General features: G+C 45.3%; 20 protein-coding genes. 1 reads left to right on the forward strand and 19 read right to left on the reverse strand.

The genetic code is table 11. The features are described 5' to 3' along the window. Positions 1–7: 7 nt before the first annotated feature. From JEY82_RS00800 to mraZ, 18 genes are all read right to left on the reverse strand, one after another. Positions 8–889, reverse strand: a complete 882-nt coding sequence (locus tag JEY82_RS00800; RefSeq protein WP_304081696.1) for a DUF4405 domain-containing protein — start codon at positions 887–889, stop codon at positions 8–10. A 191-nt stretch (positions 890–1,080) separates the two neighbouring features. Beyond that, entirely contained in the window at positions 1,081–1,566 is a 486-nt protein-coding gene (locus JEY82_RS00805; RefSeq protein WP_304081697.1) for a Spy/CpxP family protein refolding chaperone, read from the reverse strand. 189 nt (positions 1,567–1,755) lie between these two features. Beyond that, positions 1,756–3,456, reverse strand: coding sequence for a radical SAM protein (locus JEY82_RS00810; protein WP_304081698.1), 1,701 nt, complete (start codon positions 3,454–3,456; stop codon positions 1,756–1,758). 68 nt (positions 3,457–3,524) lie between these two features. Beyond that, positions 3,525–4,778 (reverse strand): cell division protein FtsZ, encoded by a 1,254-nt coding sequence (gene ftsZ / locus JEY82_RS00815; protein WP_092158754.1) that lies wholly within the window; start codon positions 4,776–4,778, stop codon positions 3,525–3,527. 90 nt (positions 4,779–4,868) lie between these two features. Then, positions 4,869–6,098: a cell division protein FtsA gene (gene ftsA, locus JEY82_RS00820; RefSeq protein WP_304081700.1), complete on the reverse strand. Its 1,230-nt coding sequence runs from the start codon at positions 6,096–6,098 to the stop codon at positions 4,869–4,871. A gap of 39 nt (positions 6,099–6,137) precedes the next feature. Beyond that, positions 6,138–7,004, reverse strand: a complete 867-nt coding sequence (locus JEY82_RS00825) for a cell division protein FtsQ/DivIB (protein ID WP_304081701.1) — start codon at positions 7,002–7,004, stop codon at positions 6,138–6,140. Continuing rightward, positions 7,001–7,873 carry a UDP-N-acetylmuramate dehydrogenase gene (murB, locus tag JEY82_RS00830; protein ID WP_304081702.1) on the reverse strand — a complete coding sequence of 291 codons (873 nt, stop codon included), beginning with the start codon at positions 7,871–7,873 and terminating at the stop codon, positions 7,001–7,003. Before murB ends, JEY82_RS00825 begins: the two co-directional genes overlap by 4 nt. 29 nt (positions 7,874–7,902) lie before the next feature. Further along, positions 7,903–9,324 carry a UDP-N-acetylmuramate--L-alanine ligase gene (gene murC, locus JEY82_RS00835; protein WP_304082025.1) on the reverse strand — a complete coding sequence of 474 codons (1,422 nt, stop codon included), beginning with the start codon at positions 9,322–9,324 and terminating at the stop codon, positions 7,903–7,905. A 53-nt stretch (positions 9,325–9,377) separates the two neighbouring features. Further along, on the reverse strand, positions 9,378–10,460 hold the full coding sequence (murG, locus tag JEY82_RS00840; RefSeq protein WP_304081703.1) for an undecaprenyldiphospho-muramoylpentapeptide beta-N-acetylglucosaminyltransferase: 1,083 nt from the start codon (positions 10,458–10,460) through the stop codon (positions 9,378–9,380). After that, positions 10,460–11,575, reverse strand: coding sequence for a putative lipid II flippase FtsW (gene ftsW, locus JEY82_RS00845; protein WP_304081704.1), 1,116 nt, complete (start codon positions 11,573–11,575; stop codon positions 10,460–10,462). Before ftsW ends, murG begins: the two co-directional genes overlap by 1 nt. Next, positions 11,572–12,876 carry a UDP-N-acetylmuramoyl-L-alanine--D-glutamate ligase gene (gene murD, locus JEY82_RS00850; protein WP_304081706.1) on the reverse strand — a complete coding sequence of 435 codons (1,305 nt, stop codon included), beginning with the start codon at positions 12,874–12,876 and terminating at the stop codon, positions 11,572–11,574. Before murD ends, ftsW begins: the two co-directional genes overlap by 4 nt. A 5-nt stretch (positions 12,877–12,881) precedes the next feature. Beyond that, on the reverse strand, positions 12,882–13,958 hold the full coding sequence (gene mraY, locus JEY82_RS00855; protein WP_304081708.1) for a phospho-N-acetylmuramoyl-pentapeptide-transferase: 1,077 nt from the start codon (positions 13,956–13,958) through the stop codon (positions 12,882–12,884). Then, positions 13,955–15,346, reverse strand: coding sequence for a UDP-N-acetylmuramoyl-tripeptide--D-alanyl-D-alanine ligase (murF, locus tag JEY82_RS00860; RefSeq protein ID WP_304081710.1), 1,392 nt, complete (start codon positions 15,344–15,346; stop codon positions 13,955–13,957). The genes mraY and murF overlap by 4 nt, the downstream gene beginning before the upstream one ends. Continuing rightward, complete coding sequence (locus tag JEY82_RS00865) at positions 15,343–16,800, reverse strand: UDP-N-acetylmuramoyl-L-alanyl-D-glutamate--2,6-diaminopimelate ligase (RefSeq protein WP_304081712.1); 1,458 nt, start codon at positions 16,798–16,800, stop codon at positions 15,343–15,345. Before JEY82_RS00865 ends, murF begins: the two co-directional genes overlap by 4 nt. 12 nt (positions 16,801–16,812) lie before the next feature. Beyond that, the gene (locus JEY82_RS00870; RefSeq protein WP_304081715.1) at positions 16,813–18,759 is read right to left on the reverse strand and encodes a penicillin-binding transpeptidase domain-containing protein; all 1,947 of its coding nucleotides are present in this window, start codon (positions 18,757–18,759) and stop codon (positions 16,813–16,815) included. A gap of 30 nt (positions 18,760–18,789) precedes the next feature. Further along, positions 18,790–19,080 (reverse strand): hypothetical protein, encoded by a 291-nt coding sequence (locus tag JEY82_RS00875; RefSeq protein WP_092157127.1) that lies wholly within the window; start codon positions 19,078–19,080, stop codon positions 18,790–18,792. A gap of 7 nt (positions 19,081–19,087) precedes the next feature. Next, on the reverse strand, positions 19,088–20,062 hold the full coding sequence (gene rsmH, locus JEY82_RS00880) for a 16S rRNA (cytosine(1402)-N(4))-methyltransferase RsmH (protein WP_304081717.1): 975 nt from the start codon (positions 20,060–20,062) through the stop codon (positions 19,088–19,090). 122 nt (positions 20,063–20,184) lie between these two features. Beyond that, positions 20,185–20,634: a division/cell wall cluster transcriptional repressor MraZ gene (gene mraZ / locus JEY82_RS00885; RefSeq protein ID WP_092158750.1), complete on the reverse strand. Its 450-nt coding sequence runs from the start codon at positions 20,632–20,634 to the stop codon at positions 20,185–20,187. 429 nt (positions 20,635–21,063) lie between these two features. Here mraZ and JEY82_RS00890 point away from each other — a divergent pair, with 429 nt between their 5' ends. After that, positions 21,064–22,077 (forward strand): HD-GYP domain-containing protein, encoded by a 1,014-nt coding sequence (locus JEY82_RS00890; protein ID WP_304081719.1) that lies wholly within the window; start codon positions 21,064–21,066, stop codon positions 22,075–22,077. Positions 22,078–22,161: 84 nt separating this feature from the next. Here the strand turns inward: JEY82_RS00890 and JEY82_RS00895 are convergent, their stop codons facing one another. Then, positions 22,162–22,647 carry a CBS domain-containing protein gene (locus JEY82_RS00895; RefSeq protein WP_092157124.1) on the reverse strand — a complete coding sequence of 162 codons (486 nt, stop codon included), beginning with the start codon at positions 22,645–22,647 and terminating at the stop codon, positions 22,162–22,164. Positions 22,648–22,812: the final 165 nt, after the last annotated feature.

Consider the following 22,812-nt stretch of genomic DNA (forward strand, 5'->3'; position numbering starts at 1 on the left):
TATTCTTTTAAGGGTGCAGAAGTATTCCGATTTCACGCGGAGATGTCATCTCCAGCATTCCGGCAATGTCTCGGATGGTTGTAGACTTGTCAACAACCGCACCTTTTTCTCTAAGTATTCCGAGAGCCGTATTCAGATCAAGATTCTGTCTTTTGCAATATTGTTCAAGTGTCATTTGGCCCAGTCCTGTTCCGGCTCCGTTATGCATACCGGCTCCTTTAATATTCCCTGAATTTTGATTTATACCGGTTTTGTTGATCGGAGCTCCGGATTTTATATTGGTAGCTGGAGTCGGCTGATCCTTCAAAATAATTTCGTGAAGTTCTTTTGGCGTAAGTCCGCCTTTATGGGCAATATCTTTGATCGACTGTGCAGACGTTTCAATTTCAATCCCGGCCGCTTTGATTGAAGCCACAGCCTTGTCAAGATCTAGCCCCATACGTTTGCAGAAGACAGAAAGAGGGCTGAGTTCCGCATGACCGTAGGGTGGGACTCCGTATTTAATTTCTCCCTGAGTTTTCAGGTAGGTCGAAAATTCAAGCACTTGTTTCATAGGGGGCAGCCCAGATAAAGTTCCAACTACTACATACAGAGTGATAAAAATGCTGATAAAGAAAGCTGTTGATGAAAAGGTTACTGCTGCTGCCTTTTTTTTCAAATATGCGGTGATAGGTTTCCAATTGAGCCAGATATGAAGGATTGAAACAAAAAGAAATAGGACTCCGGTGCAGATATGAATATCGCCCCATTGTTCTTTTGTAAGTCCTAGTAATTGCCAGTCGGCCCAGTATGCAACTCTTCCTTGAGGCACGAGGTAGAGAATTACACTTGTTAAAGACATAACGATAATTGCGAAGAAACTAATTAGTGAAGTGATTTTTCTAAGCATGAAAAGCCTCCTATTCGTATGGAACGTTTAATGAAAAATATTGAGTAACCTGATTTATGAGGTTTTGTTCTGCTACGTATAGCGTAAAACTTGTTGTATTAGAAAGGCAATTAATAAAAAAGGAGGACTTTTAAGTCCTCCTTTTTACCCGTTTTCCTTATTATGTGTAGATGAACGCTTAATTCAATTGCTTAGTTAAAGCGGGGACATCCCTGCGGTGAACCGCAATTTTGATTTTTTTGGTAATTGTTGCCGCAGCCATTATTGCCGCCCTGCATCATTCCTCTAGATCCGTTTCTCGGTCCGGGGAACGTAATTCCGATTTCTTTTTCTAATTCAGCGGCCATTTTCTGATGAGTGGTAAACATTTTTTCTCTTACATCAGAGAGATCTTTTACCAATGCATGGATTGTTTCTTTGTCTGCCTTGCCTGAGTTTACAAGAGCATTAAGTTCGGTCCGTTTGGCCCATTGCTGATTTTGGAGTGTTTGGAAAGTAGCTGTGTACTTGTCCATGATTGCTTGAGCTTGCTGCTGTTTTTCTGGCGTCAGCTGGTTGAATGCTGCTCTGTTGCCCCCATTGTTGTATCCATTCTGGGAGCCACCGCGTGCCATGGCTATTGTTGCCATTGATAATACAAATACGATTATTAATGGGATCAAGGTTTTTTTATTCATCTGATCTCCTGCTGTTAAAAGTTGTTGCCCTCTCGAATTAACTTAAAGCAGTATGCGTGCCAAACTTTTTAACGATGTAATATTAAGGCCTTATGCTGTTTGTGGTAAAAAGTGAGTGTATGTTAATGTGCAGTTATCTGCACATTAACTGCACAAGTGCAGGTTGATGAGGGCTGTGGTGCAGGCTGATTATTGATTTTCAGCTTCGTCTGTAATCCATTTGTACATTCCACAGGACCGGCATTCGGCGCAACCTTTCGGAGGACATGGAGAAGTAATAACTCCTTGCTGATAGCGTTCCCATTCACGCCACAGATAAGCTTTGTTTATGCCCGTATCAATAAAGTCCCATGGCAGCGGATCTTTTTTATCCAGATTGTGATCAATAATATTTTCAAGGTCGCCTTCGTAGTATTTGAAAGCTTTTTTCCAGCCGCCTTTTTCTGCAGCTATCATAATAAATTTATGTAGTTCTTCGTTTCCGCGGGCAAGAATCCCTTGCAGTCTGGCTTGGAAAGGCGAATCTCCGGAAAAGGCTATACCTTTATATTTTTTTGTAAGCGAACTCACTTTTGAAAGGACATCTTTAAGCTCTTTTTCAGAAGGCATGGCAGACCATTGCAATGGAGTCCACGGTTTCGGCACGAGGCAACTGGCGCCAAGGGTGATGCGCATGTACTGCTTTTTCTTTTTACCCTGTCCGCGGTTACGGGCCTGATCAATTTTTTCGAGCATGTTAGAAAATTCTTCGTAATCTTCGTCGGTTTCACCGGGCCAACCTACAATGATGTAAATTCTTAAATGATTTACACCTTTGGATGCGCAAAGTTCTACAGCGCGCAGGAAATCCTCTTCTTCAAGATTTTTACTTGCACTGTCCCTCAGTCGCTTACTTGCCCCTTCTAAAGCCAAGGTCACAGTGCGAACACCGGAAGCTCTTAAAGTGTCGAGTAATTCTTCGGTAAGTCCGTCAGCTCTGACTGAGGATAAGGAAAATTTTGTTTTTCTGTCTTTGAGCCAGTTGATATATGGAAGAAGATCGGGCCAGTCGGTAAGAGCTGTCCCGATGAGTCCCACTTTAGGCGGATCTGCGAGTTCAACAATTTCTTTCAGCTTATCAATAGATGCGTGTCTGGGAGGTCTATAAATATATCCTGCCGCACAAAAACGGCATCCGTAAGGACATCCTCTGTTTACCTCGACGAGGAACATGTCTTTGAAAACAGCTTCGGGACTGATGAAGCATGAGTATGCTGGTGTTGTTAATACCGGAACTTGATTGTTGTCCGTGCTGGTTTCAGGAAGAACTACGGCTCGTTTGACCTTATTCATGGTCTTGCCCGGAACATATACTCCGTATCTATCCTTAATCAGCTCAAGAAAGTCATCTTTACTTCCACCGTCATATATGTGCCGTTTGAGTTCGACGCACAAATCCTTAAGTCCGGCTTCGGCTTCTCCAACCCAGAAAAAATCGAAAAAAGCCGCAATAGGCGCAGGATTTAAAAATGCAACCGGACCTCCGGCCATAACCAGCGGGAAGCCCGGGCGTTCCGACGCTAAGGCCGGAACACCCGAATCTTTCAGCATTCTTACGGGGTAGAGATACTCTTCCTCGAAGTTTATGCTGAAGCCGATCAGGGGAAACTCGGACAGATCTTTGTCACTGTCCATGGAAACAGCAGGTTTTCCCGGTTCACTTATAAAAAACCTTTCTACTGCAAGTTCCGTATCAGGAGCCAGCAGGCGATAAACAGCCTGCCATCCTAAAGTGGAGAGCGCAGCACCCTTTCTGCCGGGGAAGACCAGGGCCGTGGGCAGACGTCCACCAGTCTCTTCGGCTGCGGGTTCTTCACGTCCGTAATAGAAGAAATCCTCTTTTACTGACATGTATCAAGGTCCGATGTGTTCCGGTTAATCCGAGTTGTTTCCGTATTATTTTTCATATGCAGACAGAATTAATCAGCCTGTTTGCGGATGAAAGTAGGAACTTCAAAATCGTCATCATCGTGGAAGATAAATTCTTCTCCACCGGAATTTGCAGCACTTCTAACTGATTCAGGTTTTCCGGCTGCTTCCGCAGGTTTTGCACCGGTGCGCAGATATGCGGGGATAGAACGGTCTTCTTCTGAATGAGGGTTGCCGAGCTGTCTTACGTTACCGTGTTCTTTTGCTCTTGGAGCCATTCCTCTCGGAGTAATGTTTGAGCGGACAGGCTGCTGTATTTCGCACACAGGCTGCATAGTTTTTTCTTCAGCAGTTTCGATGCCTGTTGCAATAACTGTGATGCGCATTTCGTCGCCTGCTTCAGGGTCGAAAACAGTTCCGAAGAAAATCTGTGCATCTTCGTGAGCTTCTTCATAAATAATACTTGCTGCTTCGCTGACTTCATCAATGGTCATGTCAGGAGAGCAGGTGATGTTGATGAGTACGCCTTTAGCGCCTTCGATGGAAACATCTTCAAGAAGAGGACTTGTGATAGCTTTCATTGCAGCTTCACGAGCTCTGTTTTCGCCTCTTGCGATTCCTGTTCCCATGAGAGCGAGACCTGAGCTGGACATAACTGCTTTAACGTCAGCAAAGTCAAGGTTGATTAAACCATGAACAGTAATCAGATCGGCAATACCTTTAACACCGTAATAAAGGACTTCATCAGCTTTTTTCAGCATTTCGGAGAAGGCTGCTTTTTTAGCTGCAAGCTGTAGAAGGCGGTCGTTAGGAATAGTGATAATTGAGTCAACAACGCTTTTGAGTTCTTCAATACCTTTTTCAGCCTGAAGAAGTCTGCGTTTGCCTTCAAAATAGAAAGGTTTGGTGACAACAGCTACTGTGAGTGCGCCTGCTTCTTTGGCAATCTGAGCGATGACAGGAGCAGCTCCGGTTCCGGTTCCGCCGCCCATACCGGCTGTGACGAAAACCATGTCACAGTCGCAGACGAGTTCACGGATCAGTTCGATGCTTTCGAGTGCGGCATTTTTACCGATATCCGGGTTGGCGCCGGCGCCGAGACCTTTAGTCAGCTGGTCGCCGAGCTGAATTTTGTATTCAGCAAGAGATTTGTTGATATCCTGAACATCGGTGTTCGCAGCAATAAAGCGAACGCCTGTAAGAGCGGACTGAATCATGTTGTTTATAGCGTTTCCACCACCGCCACCGCAACCGATTACCTTAATTTTTGCATGACCGTCGTTTTCGATTTCCATGTAATCCATCATCATTTTCATTCCCCTGTTTAAGCTTCCATTAATTTCAAATCCCCGGATGATCGGGTCCGGGAAAGCCTTCACCTGATGCAGCCGTGACTAAGCTATATCGGTGAACCACTTACGCATCCTGCCCAGAATGCGGTTGAAAACATTTTCATCTCGAATACGGAATACTTGTTCAGTGCTGCCTTCCTTTTCAGCGCCGTACATAAGCAGTCCCACCGCAGTTGCGTATTTGGGACTGTGAACAACGTCTTTAAGGCCTCCGATTCCGGCTGGATAACCAATGCGTACCGGAAGGTCGAAAACCTGTTCAGCAAGTTCCTGCATGCCATCCACCAGTGAAGTTCCACCGGTAAGTACAACTCCGGCTGCAATCAGATTTTTGTAGCCGCTTCGAACCAGTTCTTGATCCACCAAGGCTATGATCTCTTCACAACGCGGCTCGCATATTTCAGCAAGAACACGTTTAGACATCTTGCGATGGTCACGTCCTCCAACGGAAGGAACTTCGATGGTCTCATCAGTTGTGACGAGATCGGTCAGAGCCGTTCCGTATTTGACCTTGATCTGTTCTGCCGAACCCATGGGGGTTCTAAGGCCGAAAGCTATATCATTGGTCAGGTTATTGCCTCCTAGGGCGATAACCGAGGTGTGCTTAATTGAATCATTTGCAAAAATTGCGAGGTCGGTTGTGCCGCCTCCGATATCTACAATGGCAACGCCGATTTCTCTTTCTTCTTCAGAAAGAACAGCCTTGCTTGAAGCAAGTGATTCAAGGACGATGTCTGATACATCCAGTCCTGAACGGTGACATGAGCGAATGATATTCTGCGCTGATGTCACAGCACCGGTTACAATGTGGACCTTAACTTCAAGGCGCACACCGGCCATCCCCAGCGGATCGGCAATGCCACGCTGGTCATCTACTATAAATTCCTGCGGCAGGGTGTGAATTACTTCCCTATCAAGTGGGATAGCAACAGCTTTCGCTGCGTCGATAACTCTGTCCACATCCTTTTGCGTCACTTCTCCGCCTTTAACAGCTATGACTCCATGACTGTTAAAACCTTTGATGTGACTTCCTGCTATGCCTGCGTAAACGGAACGGATTTCACATCCAGCCATTAGTTCAGCTTCTTCAAGAGCTTTCTTTATCGACTGAACTGTCTGCTCGATGTTAACCACAACTCCTTTACGAAGTCCCGTAGAAGGTGCAGTGCCGATGCCTACAATATCGACTCCGTTAGCTGTAGCCTCTCCGACAACAGCACAGATCTTAGTGGTGCCTACGTCGAGGCCGACTATCAGATCAGATTTGGCCATAATATTTTCTCCTCATCACCTTAGATATTGGGGCATTTTTCATTGCGACGCTACTTGGCCGGAAGTCCGTTTTTCAACCCAGACCCTACCATTTCCAGCTGATATCGTCGCAACGTTCCTGAACTCTCCCCGGTTTTTAAGGTCATGCCAGACGATGTTCAGGTCCGAAAGATGTTCTTGCCAGTTGTCCAGCCCCAGCCTAATTGTCAGGCCGAGGTTATCCATGAAAATTTCCATTCTGTCGCCGCCTTTGATGTTGATCCATGCGATTTGGCCCGGATCAAAAGGAAGCTCTCTTCTGCTTAAAACTGCCATAAATTCTGGAAGTATTTCAGCTTTTCTCATGGCATCTGATTCAATATTTAAAAATGGCAGAGAGGTGAACTTGCCCGGTGCAACCGGTGCAATCAGTTCTCCTGAACTGTCACAATAGAAAAGTTTGTCGCTTTGTCTCACCATGAACTGAGGAGTTTTTTCCCTTACATGGATAGACAGATTGCCCGGGAGTTCGCGTTTTACCGCTGCGGACTTAATCCAATGGTTCTGGCTCAGTCTGCCTTCAACGTCTCCTATATTAACAGCAAGGCTGTTTTTATTCAGTCCAACCTCAGAAATTCCAAGAATTTCCCCATAAGACAGTCGATGGTTTCCAGTGACCTTGATATCCTGCAATGCAAAGTAAGGATGTGCTGTAAGCCAGCGATATCCTGCAAGGCAGCCGAGTCCTACTATTGCCAGCATCAGCAGGCAGACGGAAGATATGCACGTCTTGCGAAACAGAGTTGTTAAAACATCTGAAAGCGGACGAGACGGCTCTCTACGCATCTTGTTGACATTGCGGGCACGTGTTTTCCTGTCGGTGTTATTCAGGTTCAGACGGCTTTTGTTTAATCTTGCAACGCTCATTGTAGTACTATGACCTCCGTCTCAAGAGTTATACCGAATTTATTATTAACAGCTTCGGTGGCCATGTCCAAAAGCTCTAAGGCCTCGGCCCCTGTCCCCTGTCCTTTATTCACCAGAAAATTTGCGTGCATTTCAGAAAAAGCCATGCCCCCTAAAGTCTTGCCTTTGAATCCAGCATCATCCAGAAGTTTTCCAGCGCTGTAGCCTTCCGGGTTTTTGAAAACGCAGCCTGCTGTTTTTTCAAGCACAGGCTGTGAGCTTTTCTTTTTACTGAAAACTTCCTGAACTTTGCTCTTAACTACAGCTTCAAAGGAGCGGTTCAGTAAAAATTCTGCTTCCCATATAAAGGTGAATTCACCTGTTTCGGGAGAAAAGTGTCTGTATCCAAAGTTCATTTCATCTGCGTTTTTCCAGAACAGCCCTTTGCTTGGAGTCCAGAGTCGTACTCTCGTGACTGAAGCAGCCATATCTGTTCCGTACGAACCGGCATTCATGGCGATGCTACCGCCTACAGAACCGGGAATTCCTGCCAATCCTTCCATGCCGCTGAGGCCGTTGCGAATTAGAAATGCGAGCAACCCGGGCAGTCTTGTGTCGGCAGAGACTCTGACTGTCAGACCGGAGATTTCAGGCTCGTTTTTTTTTGCAAGGGCCATGTGCACAAATGCAATATTCAGCTTTCCATCAGCTGCGAGCATATTGCTTCCTTCCCCGATAGCGATAAGTCCGGCTGCCTCTTTCTCGTGAAAGAAAGCCAGCTCGTCCAGACCCGCTTCGTCGCGCACTTTTGCGAGCGCTCTGGCAGTCCCGCCTATACCTAAAGAGGTAAGGTCTGCCATTTTCGGTTCATGAAGCAATTCAAGTGTCATTACTTTTCCTCTGCCATTACTCTTCGCTTTTAAAGCGGAATAACTGTTTCAGCAGTTTCGGATGCTGAATCATTTTCAGATTCATTTTTCAGATATTTCAAAAAGTTTTCACCGATACGATAAATAGATCCTGCACCTTGGGTTATGAAAATATCACCGGGTTTCAAAATGTTCGGGAGTTCATTTTCCATCATTTCAAAGTCTGGATAAAAACGTACTTTAGTTGAACTCACCTGTCTGATTCCCTGAGCCAGTGACATCCCGTTAACGCCGGGAATTGGTGATTCAGACGCCGGATAAATTTCAGTTAGCAGAAGCTCATCAGCCAGTTCGAAAGTCTTGCAGAAGTCTCCGAAAAGTGCCTGTGTACGCGTAAATCTGTGCGGCTGAAAAGCTATGACCAGTCGTCTTGTAGGATAGCAGGCTTTTGCTGTTTCAATGGTCGCTCTGATTTCTGCGGGGTGATGTCCGTAGTCATCCACAACCAGAACACCTTTACATTCACCTTTTCTTTCAAATCTGCGCCCGACTCCCATGAAGTTTGAGAGGCCTTGAAGAATTGCTTTTTTATTGAGTCCGGCTTCAAGAGACACGCCGATTGCTCCAAGAGCATTCAGCACATTGTGTTTTCCGGGCTGGGCAAGTGAAACTTCACCGAGAAGTTCATCATCAAGAAAAACTTTAAAAAGACTACGAACTTCGCAAGAAAGAATTTCCGCTCTGAGTCTGTTCTGCTTGCCCAGACCGTATGTGATATACGGACGTTTGATGGAAGGCAGAAGTCTCATTACCCCGGGATCGTCTCCGCAGACAACGTTCATTCCATAGAAAGGAATGGCATTCATAAAAGTTCTGAATGATGTGTCTATGGCTTCCTGATCAGGATAGAAATCCATGTGATCCATATCAACGTTGGTTACAACTGTGATGATCGGTGACAGGCAGAGGAATGAACCGTCTGATTCGTCTGCTTCCGCGATGAGAAACTGTCCATCGCCGAGGCGGGCGTTGCTGCCGAATGTATTTAATTTGCCGCCGATAATTACAGTAGGATCAAGTCCTGCTTCAGTAAAAATTGTTGCAAGCAATGAAGTTGTCGTTGTTTTGCCATGTGTTCCGGCAACGGCTATACCGGAGCGCAGTCTCATGAGTTCAGCAAGCATTTCCGCTCTTGGAATGATGGGAATACCCAATTCGCGAGCTTTGATCAGTTCCGGATTATCATCTGCAATTGCAGTGGATTTCACCACAACATCCGCGTCAGTTACGTTCTCAGCGCCGTGTCCGATGAAAACCTGTGCGCCCATTTTGAGAAGTCTTTTAACCGGATCTCCTGCCGCAAGGTCAGAGCCTGTAATGGTAAAGCCCATATTGATCAGAACTTCGGCTATTCCGCTCATGCCTGAGCCGCCGATACCTATCATATGAATGGTACTTACTCTGCTGCGCATAAGGGGACATGCTGTGTCCATATTTGCCGGTACGTTAGGTCCTTCTGCTGCGATCATGCTAAACCTCTCACCTTTTTCATGCGAATAATTATTTCGAGGCCGTCCACTATTGCGGCGGCTGCTTCCGGGCGCGCAAATTTTAGGGCCTGCTTGGCCATCTCTTGAAGTGCGTCCTGGTCTAAAATTAAGTTTAATATTTCATGGGCCAGCACTTTCCCGGTCAGTTTATTCTGTGGAATGACTTTGGCCGCGCCGAGTTTTTCCAGAGAATCGGCATTGGCGGTCTGGTGGTCATGCGTGGCCTGTGGAAACGGAATAAAAATGGCCGGTTTTCCTGCTGCCGCAATTTCAAAAACTGTTGAGGCTCCCGCGCGACAAACCACAAGCTGAGCGTCTGAATATGCGGCAGACATATCATGAATGAACGGAGACACTGTCATGGAATTTACAGCTGCCTTTTTATATTCAGTTTTCACCCGTTCAAAATCTTCTTTCCCTGTCTGGTGCCGCAGATTGATATCTGCATCTTTGAGTATGGGCAGTGCTTCGATAACTGCATTGTTGATTGCGGTCGCACCCTGACTTCCGCCAAAAATAAGTACATTCTTCTCTTTTGCCTGACTGCCGAAATCAATTATTTCTTTACGAACAGGATTCCCGACAACATCAACCTTTTCTGCCGGGAAAGCTTCGTTTTCATCTTCAAAAGAGGTGAAGACTGCCTTTGAAATTTTACCGAGTATCCTGTTTGTAATTCCCGGAATGCTGTTCTGTTCATGTATCGCAGTAGGAATTCCGAGCATCCATGCTGCGAGCACTGGACAGAATCCGGCATATCCACCGAAACCTATGACTGCTTCCGGTTTAAAACTTACAAGTTCTTTTATTGAAAGAACAAAAGCTTTAAATATCCAAAACGAACCGAAAATTCTTTTAAATCCGCCGCCTAGGACTCCCTTTGCCGGAAGACCTATAAATTCGATTCCTGCATGTCTTACCATGTCTTTTTCCGGCCCTTTGCCGCCGAGGAAAAGGATTTCACAGTGTGGGTGTTTTTCCTGAATTTTAGCAGCAACTGCCAAGGCTGGAAAAACGTGTCCACCGGTGCCTCCTGTTGTGATGATGATGCGTTTCATCAGACTTTCCCCCTCGAAAGGTTGAGGAGAATGCCTATGCAAACACATGATATCAGCATGCTGGAACCACCGTAACTTACGAAAGGCATCGGGACTCCTTTCGGAGGTACAGCACCCATGACAACAGCCAGATTCAGAGTAAATCCGAGTGCAAGCATGATTGTCATTCCGTAAGCTGTGAATCTGTCTTGAAGATCATCCTGCGCCAGAGCTATTTTAAAGCCGCGCCAAAGCAGGAATCCGATAACAAGAAATACGACTGTAACTCCCGCAAAACCGAGTTCTTCGCCGACTACAGCCATGATGAAGTCATTGTGTGCTTCCGGTAGGAAGAATAATTTTTGTTTACCGGCGCCAAGACCTTGTCCGAAAATGTTTCCTGAACCGAAAGCATATAGCGACTGAACTAGCTGATAACCTTCGTTTTGAGCGCTTTTAAAGGGGTCCATGAAAGCTGTCATACGCTTTAGTCTGTAAGGCGAACTAGTGATTAACAGATATCCTGCGCCGCCTGCGAAAAGGAGTGAGGTAAACAGATATGATATGCGGGTTCCGCCAACCAGACTCATGAAAAACAGGATCATGGCAAGGAAGACTGCTCCACCGAAATCAGGCTGAAGCATAAGCAGCAGGCACAATGCACCGGTAATGGCGAAAGGCGGCAGGAAGCCTATGCTGAACGATCTGATCATGTCCTGCTTGCGCGAGAAAAAGTAGGCCAGATACAGTATTAGTGCTGGTTTACAGAACTCAAGTGGCTGTATTCTTAGCGGTCCCATTGCAATCCACCGTTTGGCTCCTCCGGCTGAGACAGAAAGAGGTGTGAAATCGCATAGAAACAACAGCAGGAACGCCACCATAAGCCATACATAAACCATATTGTAAAAAAAGGACTTAGGCAGTTTTGAGCATATGAACATCATAAAGATGCCAGTCGCAAGGAAGATAGCCTGTTTTCTGAAAAACAGGTATTTATCATCGAAAAACCGTTCCGCCATAATGCCGCTGGCAGACAGAACCATCATAAGCCCGAAGCATGCCAGCAATAATGCGGCACCTAAGAGCCAATAGTCCGGGCGTTCCGGTTTGTCGGAAAGTGTCTTCTTTTTATTCAAGACAGTTCCTCCATGATCCTTTTGAAATCATCGCCTCTGGCATCATATCCTGTGTATGCGTCAAAGCTTGCAGTGGCAGGTGAAAGCAGGATTGTATCTCCTGCGGTCGAGTTCGCGAAAAGAGTTTTAACTGCCTTTTCGAGATTATCGTGCCACGAAATTTTAAAATCGTTCTTCAAAGGGGATTCAAAATGTTCCCGTCCAGCTCCGAACAGCGCTACTTCTGTAACCTTTCCTTTCATAGCAGGAATCAGATCAGCAACTTTTCCGCCTTTAAAAACTCCGCCGAGCAAGAGTCTTATAGGACCGTCAAAGCTGCCGAGTGCAGCAACGACCGCATCAAGGTTTGTACCTTTTGAGTCGTTGATAAAAGTTACTCCGTTTACAGAACCTAGATTTTCAATGCGGTGGCGTTTTCCTTTGAATGAATCAATACCCGCTTGAATTTCTTCTTTGGTAAGGCCCATTTTTTCAAGGGCAAGCCATGCCGCTTCTATGTTAGAGCGGTTATGTTTTCCGGGAAGATTCGGTTGTTCTTTAACATTTATCCCATCAAACCATTTGACTGAAGCTTTTGTGAATTCAGCCGGAGTTAGTTCATTGCGCATTGAAGCCGGAAGTATTGCCAGTGCATCCGGAGCCTGCCGTTCGAAGATTTTAAGCTTAGCTGAAACGTATTCATCCATATCCAGATGGTAATCCAGATGATTAGCTGAAATGTTAAGAAGAATCGCAACATCAGGTCTGAAAAGGTGGCAGTTTTGTAATTGAAAGCTTGAAACTTCAAGAACAAGAACATCACACTGCCCTTTAGCCAGAATGTATTCGGAGAGGGGCGTTCCGTAGTTGGCTCCCGCAAATGCTTTTCTACCCGAGTGTTCAAGTATGTGCGTTATGAGTGCAGTGGTCGTTGTTTTTCCGTTCGTTCCGGTGATGGCAATCATCGGCTCGTCTGCAAACCATGAAGCCAGTTCCAGCTCGGAAATGATTTTTCTTTCCGGCATGTCGCCAAGCATCGGTTTGATTTTCCGGACAGGAACACCGGGGCTGACGACTATAACGTCGGCTCCTTTAAACTGTTCAGGACAAGCCGGGCCGATCATAAGCTGTGCATCCGCACCGAGGCCGCTCAGAATATCTTCAGTAATATTTTTGTTTTCATCAACAATACGCACTGTGGCACCAAGGGCGTGAAGCAACCTTGCGGCGGCAAGCCCTGAGCGTCCGGCTCCGGCAACAACGGCCAGTCGGTTAGTAAACATGCGGGTCTTAGTGACCTGTTTGACGAATTCGCTATCCATTTTATTTACCTGAGTTTCAGGGTGCTTAAAGCCATTAAGGCCATTAAAACTGAAAGTATCCAGAATCTTATGACTATCTTTGATTCAGGAACGCCTTTGTGTTCAAAATGATGATGAAGCGGGGCCATGCGGAAAATCCGTTTGCCGCCGCTGAATTTAAAATATCCAACCTGAAGAATTACGGAGAGAGTTTCGAAAACAAAGACTCCGCCTACGATGGTCAACAGAAGTTCCTGTTTGGCTAGAACCGCGATAAAACCTAAAACTCCGCCGATACTGAGTGATCCCACATCACCCATGAAAATTTGAGCAGGATAGGCGTTGTACCAGAGGAATCCCAGTCCTGCTCCTACCAAAGCTCCGCAAAAAACGGTTACTTCTCCCACTCCGGGAACGTGGGTGACGTTCAGGTAACTAGCTATTCCGACATGTCCCGCAACATAAATAAAAAATGCAAAACAGCTAGCTCCGACGATAGAAGGGCCGATAGCCAGTCCGTCCAGCCCGTCTGTAAGATTTACTCCGTTGGATGAACCAATGAGAACCAGCAGTGCAAACGGCAGATAGAACCAGCCTAGATCAGGGCTTATGTTTTTAAAGAACGGGACTGAAAGTTCTGTGGAATAAGCGGGTTGCATAATAAGAAGCGCAACTGCGATTCCGGCGACGATCAACTGTCCGCCGAGTTTCGCAACGGCTGATAGCCCTTTATTCTGTTTTCTGACCACTTTGATGTAGTCATCGACAAAACCGACAGCTCCGAATCCCACAAACACGAACATTGTCAGCCATACATATACGTTTGAAAGATCCGCCCAGAGAAGGGTGGAAATTAATACTCCGAATCCTAAAAGCAATCCGCCCATGGTAGGGGTTCCAGCTTTGCATTGATGCTGAGGGCCGTCTTCCTGAATGTATTGACCGCACTTGATTCTTTGCAGCCAGCGCATCATGGCAGGGCCGAGAACGATAGTAATTATCAGAGCAGTCAGCAGAGCGTAGATTGATCTGAATGTGATATATCTGAAAACATTCAAAGCACTGATTTGTGCGCTCAGGGGGACAAGAAAATGATAAATCATGCTTTGTTTCCTCCGGTCTCCCCAGTGACCTCGTTATTAAGTGCGTGGAAGTAATTTTCCATGCGGCAGGATCTTGACCCTTTAAAAAGAACCACCGCATCATTCAATCCAAGCTCATGTATTCCGTTCAAAAATTCCGATGGCTTGTTCACCGGAACAAAAGTTGAGCCGTTTGTACTTGAAGCAACATCATCGTAATGTTTACCATAATAGAAAGTTACATCCGGTTTGATCGCAGCGATTTTTTTGCCTAGTTCGCGATGAGCCTCCACAGCATCACCGCCAAGTTCGAGCATATCTCCGAGTACCAAAACCAGAGGTCTTTCTTTAGCAATCTGTTTTGCTGTGTCTATTGCCTTGTTCATGGAAAGCGGATTCGCATTGTATGAATCGTCTATGAGCGTCCACTTTCCTAGAGCATGGCAGTGAAATCTTTGTTTCGGTAATTGTACAGTATTTAATCTGTCAGCAATTTCCTGCAGATTGAACCCGAGCAGTGAAGCCGCACAGGTTACAGCGGCAGCGTTTTCAGCGAAATGAGAACCGCAGGTCGGCAAAATTGTCTCAGCCGTTTCATTTCCGGCTTTAATAAGGAAACGTCCAGTGCCGTCCGGCAGGGTTTCAATCAGTTCGCTATAATAAAATGCGCTTTTATCCTGAGAAGAAAAAGAAATCGGTTCGGTCAGCTCTGATGCTGCGTTCCAGAGCAGTGTATGATCTTTACAGCACAGTCCTTTTCCATCCGGTTGCAGATATTTGAAAAGTGATGCTTTTGAAGCTGCAACGTTTTCCATTGAGCCTAAACCTTCAAGGTGTGCGGGACCTATGTTGTGGATAATTGCCATGTCCGGCATTGCCACGGGTCCGAGTTCCGCCATATCTCCCAGAAGACTTATTCCAAGTTCCATTACCCAGAAATCTTCGTCACCTGTAGCTTCCAGCATGGACATGGGTAGTCCTATCTGGTTGTTCAGGTTCATGAAATTTTTGTGAACAGAGTGCTTTCCGGCAATGACATGAGCCAGCATTTCTTTAACGGTGGTTTTTCCGGCTGAACCTGTCACTGCGATCATTTTCGCTTTTGAGCGAGTGCGCCAATATGCAGCAAGTTTACCGAGAGCCGCTACTGTGTTTCTCACCATAATAACCGGTTTACCATCAAGGTCCGGCATATGCTGTGATGTAACAACTGCAACAGCTCCAGCCTTAAGAGCGGCTGCCGCAAAATTGTGGCCGTCGTAATTTGCACCGTCTACACAGAAGAAAATATCACCTTTTCTCACGAGCCTGCTGTCTATACGCACGGCTGTGATTTCGGTGTCTCCTGCGCAGGGGATTTCACTTCCCCCTCTGAGCTGTTTTTCAAGTTCACATAAGGTTAGTTTCAACCGTATATCTCCTTGATTGCCAGAGTGACTTCCTGCACATCGCTGAAGTCGCGTTTTTCCGTTCCTATGATCTGATATGTTTCATGACCTTTCCCGGCTATAAGCAGGACATCTTCGGCGGTCATTTCTTTTACAGCTTTGCGAATCGCTACAGCTCTGTCCGGTTCTTCTATAGTCATAGGGCAACCATTCATGCCGGGGCGGACGTCTTTGATTATCTCAAGGGGATCTTCTGTTCTCGGGTTATCTGATGTCAGCACTGCCACATCCGAATATTTGCATGCAGCTTCTGCCATGAGAGGACGTTTTGTTTTGTCTCTGTCGCCGCCGCAGCCGAAAACAGTGATGATTCTTTTGAAATTTAAATCTTTCAAAGTGGAAAGTACATTTTTAAGAGCATCGGGAGTATGAGCGTAGTCCACAAAAATATCGAACCCGTGATCATTTCTTACTCTTTCAAGCCTTCCGGGAACTCCATGAAAAGAGGTTGCTTTCAGTTGTTCAGGCGTAAGGCCCAGATGCAGACCCACAGCTTGAGCTGCAAGCAGGTTTGAGCCGTTATGCTTACCGATAAAGTCGGTTTCTATTTCCCATGTATCAGTACCGAAAGTCATTTTCAGAACCATTCCTTTGCCGGTGCATGAAATCATTTCACCGCAAAGGTTGTTTCCGCTTAGTTCTTCAGGAGATCCAAGCCCGAATCCGATGGAAGGAGAGTAAGATTCCAGAAGTCTTTTTCCGTATGGGTCATCAAAATTTATGATTCCACGCTTGTCAGTCATAGGATAGTGGCTGAACAGCAGAGATTTCGCTTCAAAATATGATTCCATATCACCATGATAATCAAGGTGATCCTGAGTGACATTTGTCAGAATAGCCGCATCAAAATTCAGCCCGGCGACGCGTTCCTGGTCAAGGGCATGTGACGACACTTCCATCACCATAACGTCGACATTTGCTTCGTTCATCTGCGCGAGCATTTCATGCAGCTGCCAACAGCCGGGAGTGGTGAGAGGTGCATCCATCTCGAAGCCGGGCCAGCGGTAACTGACGGTTCCGATAACTCCCACTTTCATACCTGCTGAGGTAAGCATCTGCTCGATGAGGTAAGATGTAGTTGTTTTACCGTTTGTCCCGGTAATCCCGACAATTTTAACTGTGCTGCTGTCGGTCTTGAAATATGCTTTAGCGAGATCCACCAGCGCTTTGCGGGGATCAGAGTGAAGAATAAGTTCAGCTGATTCTGTGTCGATCTGAGAGGCACAAACAATATATGCGGCTCCGTTCTTAATGGCTTGTTTCACAAAATCAGCGCCATCGCAAAGAGGGCCGGAAATAGCGACAAAAACGTCACCATCCTGCACTTTCCGCGAATCGGCACGAACCATGAGCCCCTCTTTTACTTTATCGAGGAGTCTGTTCCATTTTGCTATGTCCATAATAATGTCTGACATCTTCGCCTTTCTTTAAGATAACCAGAGAACGATTTCTGCGTTCTTTTCCTCAGGCCATTTATCACCTGCGGGGGGAACCTGTTTGATTATTGTCATTCCCTGACCTTTCAGTTTGGGAATGAATCCTTTCTTCACCATTATTTCAACAGCCCTGCGAATGGGCATTCCTTTTACATCAGGTACTGTTTCTCCGGAAACAGCTTTAAGCGCTGAGTTTAACCTCACCGCTTTTTTTGGCATTTCAGAAGATGTTTCCATCTTTGCCGCCATGACCGGAAGCGAGTTCTGCTTTTCCGGCAACTTGCCGTAGTAGGCAAGAGCCTCGGTCATGATTGTTTTAACTACAGGCGCGGCAACTGTTCCGCCGTAATGATTCACACTAGGGCTGTCCACCAGTACAACCACGATATATTCGGGGTTGTATCCCGGAACCATGCCGACAAAAGAGGCCATATATTGATCGCCGTATCCGCCTTTGCCTGCTTTTTGCGCCGTTCCGGATTTACCCGCAACGGTTGTTCCGCTGATTCTGGCGCGTCTTCCTGTTCCATCTTCCTGAACAACTTCACGCATCATGGAGAGAACTTTTTCTGCTACGTCTGCACTGAAAATTCTTTTAGGTGCTTCGTCTTCTTCGGACCGGGGCGATTGCACCAATCTTAAAGGTTTAGCAATTCCTTTGTTGGCAACACATAAAAAGGCTTTCGCCATTTGTAGAGCTGTGACTCCTATGCCTTGTCCAAATGCTCCCGCTGCAAGATCAATTTCGTTCCAGTCTGCGGCAGGACGGATTGAACCGACCCGGTCACCGGGGAGAGGCAGTCCTGTTTTTCTACCGAACCCAACGTCGAGCAGAAACTTGTGATAATTTTGAGCACCAAGTTCAAGTCCGATTTTTGCTGAGCCGATATTGCTGGAATATCTGAGCACTTTATGAGCCGGCAGCCAGCCATATTTATGCGTATCTTTTATGTACTTTCCGTTCAGGTTCCATCTTCCGCCTTCGCAGTCGATGAGCTTTTCAGGAGTTATTACTCCGTGTTTTAAAGCGGCGGCGATCAAGAAGGGTTTCATTGTAGAACCCGGCTCGACCACGTCAATAGCCGCACGGTTTCTCCATGTTTTTGGAGAGCTGGTGCGGAAAATATTAGGGTTGAATCTCGGACAGTTGGCAAGTGCGAGGATTTCTCCTGTCGCAACTTCCACAACAATTGCCGTACCCCATTTCGCATCGTATTTTTTTATAGTTTCAACCAGAGTATTTTCAGCCACTGATTGCAGATGCGAATCAATAGTCAGGTGAATGTCTTTGCCTCTGATATCAACTTCACGACCCATCTCATCAAGATAGAGCCTGCGCCCTGATGCGTCCCTTTGAACCACGAACTGGGCCTTACGTCCTGCAAGGCGGTCATTAAATTCTTTTTCGAGACCTTCAAGACCTTTTCCGTCAATCCCTGAGAATCCAAGCAGTTGTCCTGCCAGATGATTGTAGGGATACAGCCTGACAAATTCCGTTGTCAGGTAAACTCCGGGCAGTTCGGCCTGTTTTATTTTATTGGCCGTTCTATCGTCGAGCTGCCTCTTAATCCAGATGAAATTCGATTTCTTGGAAAGACTTTTTTTAAGTTTAGACCTTGATATTCCAAGGATCTTTGAAAGCTTAGTTACAGTCCTACCAACGTCTTTGACATTTACAGGGCGTATATAAAGCGATGAAGCTTCAACACTTGTTGCAAGTAAATTCCCGTTTCGGTCAAAAATGGAACCGCGTTCTCCGCGTTCAAGTTCCGCCGCAAGATGTTGGCGCAGTGCAAGTCGTGAAAGATCAGCGCCTTTATAAAGCTGCAACCATGCGGCTCTACCAAGTAGCCCTGTCCACAAAAGGGCGAAAAGAACCATGACGAAGAGCATTTTGTTTTTGCTCGACTTCAGGTTTTCTTTTTTCCTTTTTGCCACGATTCAGGCTCCTGTTTTTAGTTATCGGTGCTATTGCTTTCTGTTCTCACGGGGTCTTCTTATTTGTCCCTGCGAGGCTGGGCCGAATCCGTACTTTTTCGCCAATTTTCTTAATCTTATCGGGGAGAGAAGGTTGTTGTTTTCAACTTCCAGTTTCCCTTCAAGAGCTTCCTGCTCATTAAGTATTTTTTCCATTCGTCTTAAATTATAAGCCTTGTCGACACGTTCTATATTAAGCCAGACCGATATAAGCCCTAAAATAAGAGCTGAGGCCATTGTTGCGGTCAGGGCTAAAGCGATGCCTTTGGGGTCATTTTTCATGACAGGATCACTTTTTTTCCTGTGACCTTTCAGCCACTCGGAGTTTTGCGCTTCGGCTACGTGGATTGACTTCCATTTCCTCTTCTGTGGGCAGAATAGGTTTTTTTGTCAGCACGTTCATTCTTTGTTTGTTTCCACATGTGCATACCGGCTGCATTGGCAGACAGTCGCACTCTTTGGATTCATCTCTAAAAGATCTTTTAACTATTCTGTCTTCCAGTGAATGGAAGGATATAACCGCGACTCTAGCTCCGGGATTGAGTCTTTCGGGGATTCTGTGCAGAAAATTTTTAAGCTCTTCAAGCTCTGAATTGACTGCAATGCGTAAACCCTGAAATGTTCTTGTTGCCGGATGTGTTCTGGATAAAGCCCGCCGCTTGGCTGGATAAGTTTTAGAAACAATAGCAGCCAACTCCAGAGTGGTTGTTATCTTTTTTTCTTCTCTTGCCTTAATGATAGAGCTTGCGATCTTTGAACCCAGAGGTTCTTCTCCGTACATTTTAATTATTCTGACGAGATCGGAATAAGATGCTTTATTTACGATACTTGAAGCAGGGGGCATTCCTCCTGAAGGGTCCATTCGCATGTCCAACGGACCGTCTTTAGCAAAGCTGAAACCTCTTTCAGCCCGGTCAAGGTGCAAAGATGAAACTCCTAGATCCAGAATTACTCCATCAATTTTTTCCCAGCCCATCTCATTAAGAGCTTCTTCAAATTTGCTGAAGGCCAAATGAAACCGGTGAGCCCTGTCTCCGAAAGGAGCCAGTCTCACTTCTGCAAGATCAAGAGCCTGTTCATCTCTATCCAGTCCTATCAATTGAGCGCCTTCGCCGGCAGCTTCCAGAATAGCACTGGAATGTCCGCCCATACCTAAAGTTCCATCAAGGTATAGACCTCCGGGTTTAGGGGCGATCCAGTCAATGACTTCTTTAAGTAGAACAGAGGTGTGAACCTTTTCAGGGGTCGTATTCTTTGTTTCCATAACTTCCTGATTCAATCTTTGGGTTCTGGGGGGGAACTTTTTGAATCTTTGGTGGCTTAAGGAAATTAAGTTTCCAAAATTAAATAAGAACTATGTGCAACAGTGGGGCGGTGAAGCGATTTCTAGAACGGAAGCTCTACTCCGCTCTGAGATAATTCCTCGGAAACGTCGTCGAAATCCTGTTCAAGCAGAGCTTCAAAAGCTCTTTTGTCCCAGACTTCAAATCTGTCGCCGACTCCAGCCAGAACAATTTCCTTGTCCAGCTTTCCGCTTTTACGCAAATGGGAGGGGATGGTGATTCGACCTTGTTTATCAAGGTGAACTTCTTCAGAACCGGAAATGATAATACGGATGAAATTTCTCAGACTTCGGCTTGGATTCTTGATTTTGGCAAGGTTTTCTTCAAGAATAGCCCAGTCAGGAGGAGTGAAACCGACGATGTTTCCTTCAAAAATAGTTAAAGTCACGAGGCCTTCCGCAGAATCAGAGTAAATCTGATCCCGGAATTCCGGCGTAAGCATCAGTCTGCCTTTGGCATCCATGCTTCGATGAGCGTGACTTCTAAATTTCATTCCGTCTACCACTTAATTACACAGTTCTACCACCAATTCCCCCCGTCTCTCCACCTGTGTGTGAAAATATGCAAAAAGTCAATACCTCTTTAAAAAAATGGCAGTACAAAAATGTACTGAACACGGGCGTTAAATTCTTTTTTTGGTGTTTTAACAGTTTAAATATATGGACTTTAGAAAACTACTTTGGAGAATAAAAAAAAATGTGTTTTTTAAAAAATAATTACTAAAAAATACTATCTTAAGTGAGAGACTCTTCACGAATTGGAATATGAATGCTATAGGCTTTTGCTATAGGGTGAGTATTTTTAGGAAAGAGTTGTTTTTTTTAGAGGGAAAGCTTTCTGTAAATTACGTAAAGATCGTTTGGATAATGTTGTGTAGTTAAATATTACGGAAAGTTGTCCTACTTTTGGAGAGTGTTACGGTATGAATGCGAAAGGTAAAATGTCAGTTCCTGAGGGGTTGAATGAGGAATTTTATCAGATAACTGCTGATATTCTTCAAAGTTTTAACAAGTTCAGACCACCTTTGGATATTTTTCTTTTTAAAGAGGATATCGGCCGTATAGCTTCGTACTATAAAGTCGGAGAGAGACTCAGCAAAGAGCGCATCGAAGAGCTTTCCGGCTTGGTTCAGGAGGGATTGATATTTGTATCCCGCGCTGATCATGCTGTTTATGTAAAGCATATAGCTTATCAGCTTGATTTGGTTCTTATTGATCGTAATCTTAAAGAAAGCGAAATAGCAGATATTTTTATTGAAGCGTTAACAATGCGTATGACGGAATTTTTTGATCAGCCGATTGCGGCTGTTTTAGAAAAACTGTGGTCCGATTTGATGGTGCTCACAGAGTATCTCTGGGATGATGTACATAGAATCAAAGCTTTGGCAAAACGTCTCCACAAGGAACACTCTCTGGCTAAACACAGTGTTAACAGCGGAGTTCTCGGGCTTGCAATATTCATCAGAATAAAAGCAGATTCGTTTGTTAAAAAAGAGATTACCCGGAATCATTTTAACAGACTTACAGCGGGCATGTTTCTTCATGATCTTGGAATGACTAAAATACCTGCTTTCATTCGCGAAAAACCGAAACCGTTGACTACGGATGAGCGTAACAAAATAGATAAGCACCCTTTGATCGGTTATGAAATGTTGAGTAAGTTGGATCTTAAATATAAAGAAATTGAAGCTTGTGTAATTGAACATCATGAGCGCTTGAACGGAAAAGGATATCCTCAGAAAAAATCAGGGAAAGATATAACCCAGCTTGGCAGAATTTGCGCTGCGGTGGATTCTTATTGTTCCATGATTACCATCAGGCCGTATACAGAGGCTATTGAGCCGGTTAAAGCTGCCTCGATGATTTCTCAGGATGCCAAATATGATCCTGAAGTCACTAAGTACATTCAAGCATGGGCTTTGACTGTAAAAAAGTAATTCAGTTGAAAAGAATTAGGCGTATAACAGAACAGCCCGCAATCTTAGATTGCGGGCTGTTTTTTTTTGAGGGCTGATAAATTATTAAAACTGTGTGACTAGATCTCGTGTTAATTCACGGTATACGTCACTTATCAGGACGACACCTATTATGCTTCCGCCTTCCTGCACCAATGCCCATGAGCGATGTTTTTTGCGGAATATTTCCAGCACAACAAGCATAGGGTCTGTCGGTTTAAGGATGGGGATATCTGTTTCAATGTGATCATCAAGTGTGCTGTGACAGCAGGCTGTTCCAGCTCTTTTGAATGCCCGGTCCCAGTCTGTGTCTTCATTCAGGCGCAGATCTTCATCTTTGAGGACTTTATCTTCCACTGCCTTGAGCATGGTCCATATGGATGCAACTCCTCGAAGCGAACCCTTTTTAGTTTTGACCACGACGATATTATTATCAGGGGCAGTTTTCATACTGTCCCGGAGAAGCCTTATTGTTTCGGCAAGACTTGCTGATTCATCAATAGTAGCAAAATCTTCGCGCATCATGTCCCAGGCTCTTTTTCTCAGCAGCATCAGCATCTCCTTCGCAAAGCTGTTGTTATTTATGTGAAAAACGTACAGGTCTCAGTAAATATGAGCAAGCATTCATTTGCTTTTTCCTACTGGCAATAAGTTAAAGCATATACTGGCCCTTTTCGTAAAGAGTAAGGGGTATAAAAGAAATCCTTTTGCTGTAGA

Source organism: Maridesulfovibrio ferrireducens (genome assembly GCF_016342405.1).
Classification (GTDB): domain Bacteria; phylum Desulfobacterota; class Desulfovibrionia; order Desulfovibrionales; family Desulfovibrionaceae; genus Maridesulfovibrio; species Maridesulfovibrio ferrireducens_A.

Bases quoted from the DNA above. Each gene is read 5' to 3' on its own strand.
- JEY82_RS00800 (WP_304081696.1), bottom strand. From the start codon at position 889: ATGCTTAGAAAAATCACTTCACTAATTAGTTTCTTCGCAATTATCGTT.
- JEY82_RS00805 (WP_304081697.1), bottom strand. From the start codon at position 1,566: ATGAATAAAAAAACCTTGATCCCATTAATAATCGTATTTGTATTATCA.
- JEY82_RS00810 (WP_304081698.1), bottom strand. From the start codon at position 3,456: ATGTCAGTAAAAGAGGATTTCTTCTATTACGGACGTGAAGAACCCGCA.
- ftsZ (WP_092158754.1), bottom strand. From the start codon at position 4,778: ATGGATTACATGGAAATCGAAAACGACGGTCATGCAAAAATTAAGGTA.
- ftsA (WP_304081700.1), bottom strand. From the start codon at position 6,098: ATGGCCAAATCTGATCTGATAGTCGGCCTCGACGTAGGCACCACTAAG.
- JEY82_RS00825 (WP_304081701.1), bottom strand. From the start codon at position 7,004: ATGAGCGTTGCAAGATTAAACAAAAGCCGTCTGAACCTGAATAACACC.
- murB (WP_304081702.1), bottom strand. From the start codon at position 7,873: ATGACACTTGAATTGCTTCATGAACCGAAAATGGCAGACCTTACCTCT.
- murC (WP_304082025.1), bottom strand. From the start codon at position 9,324: ATGCGCAGCAGAGTAAGTACCATTCATATGATAGGTATCGGCGGCTCA.
- murG (WP_304081703.1), bottom strand. From the start codon at position 10,460: ATGAAACGCATCATCATCACAACAGGAGGCACCGGTGGACACGTTTTT.
- murD (WP_304081706.1), bottom strand. From the start codon at position 12,876: ATGGATAGCGAATTCGTCAAACAGGTCACTAAGACCCGCATGTTTACT.
- mraY (WP_304081708.1), bottom strand. From the start codon at position 13,958: ATGATTTATCATTTTCTTGTCCCCCTGAGCGCACAAATCAGTGCTTTG.
- JEY82_RS00865 (WP_304081712.1), bottom strand. From the start codon at position 16,800: ATGTCAGACATTATTATGGACATAGCAAAATGGAACAGACTCCTCGAT.
- JEY82_RS00875 (WP_092157127.1), bottom strand. From the start codon at position 19,080: ATGAAAAATGACCCCAAAGGCATCGCTTTAGCCCTGACCGCAACAATG.
- rsmH (WP_304081717.1), bottom strand. From the start codon at position 20,062: ATGGAAACAAAGAATACGACCCCTGAAAAGGTTCACACCTCTGTTCTA.
- mraZ (WP_092158750.1), bottom strand. From the start codon at position 20,634: ATGAAATTTAGAAGTCACGCTCATCGAAGCATGGATGCCAAAGGCAGA.
- JEY82_RS00890 (WP_304081719.1), top strand. From the start codon at position 21,064: ATGAATGCGAAAGGTAAAATGTCAGTTCCTGAGGGGTTGAATGAGGAA.
- JEY82_RS00895 (WP_092157124.1), bottom strand. From the start codon at position 22,647: ATGCTGCTGAGAAAAAGAGCCTGGGACATGATGCGCGAAGATTTTGCT.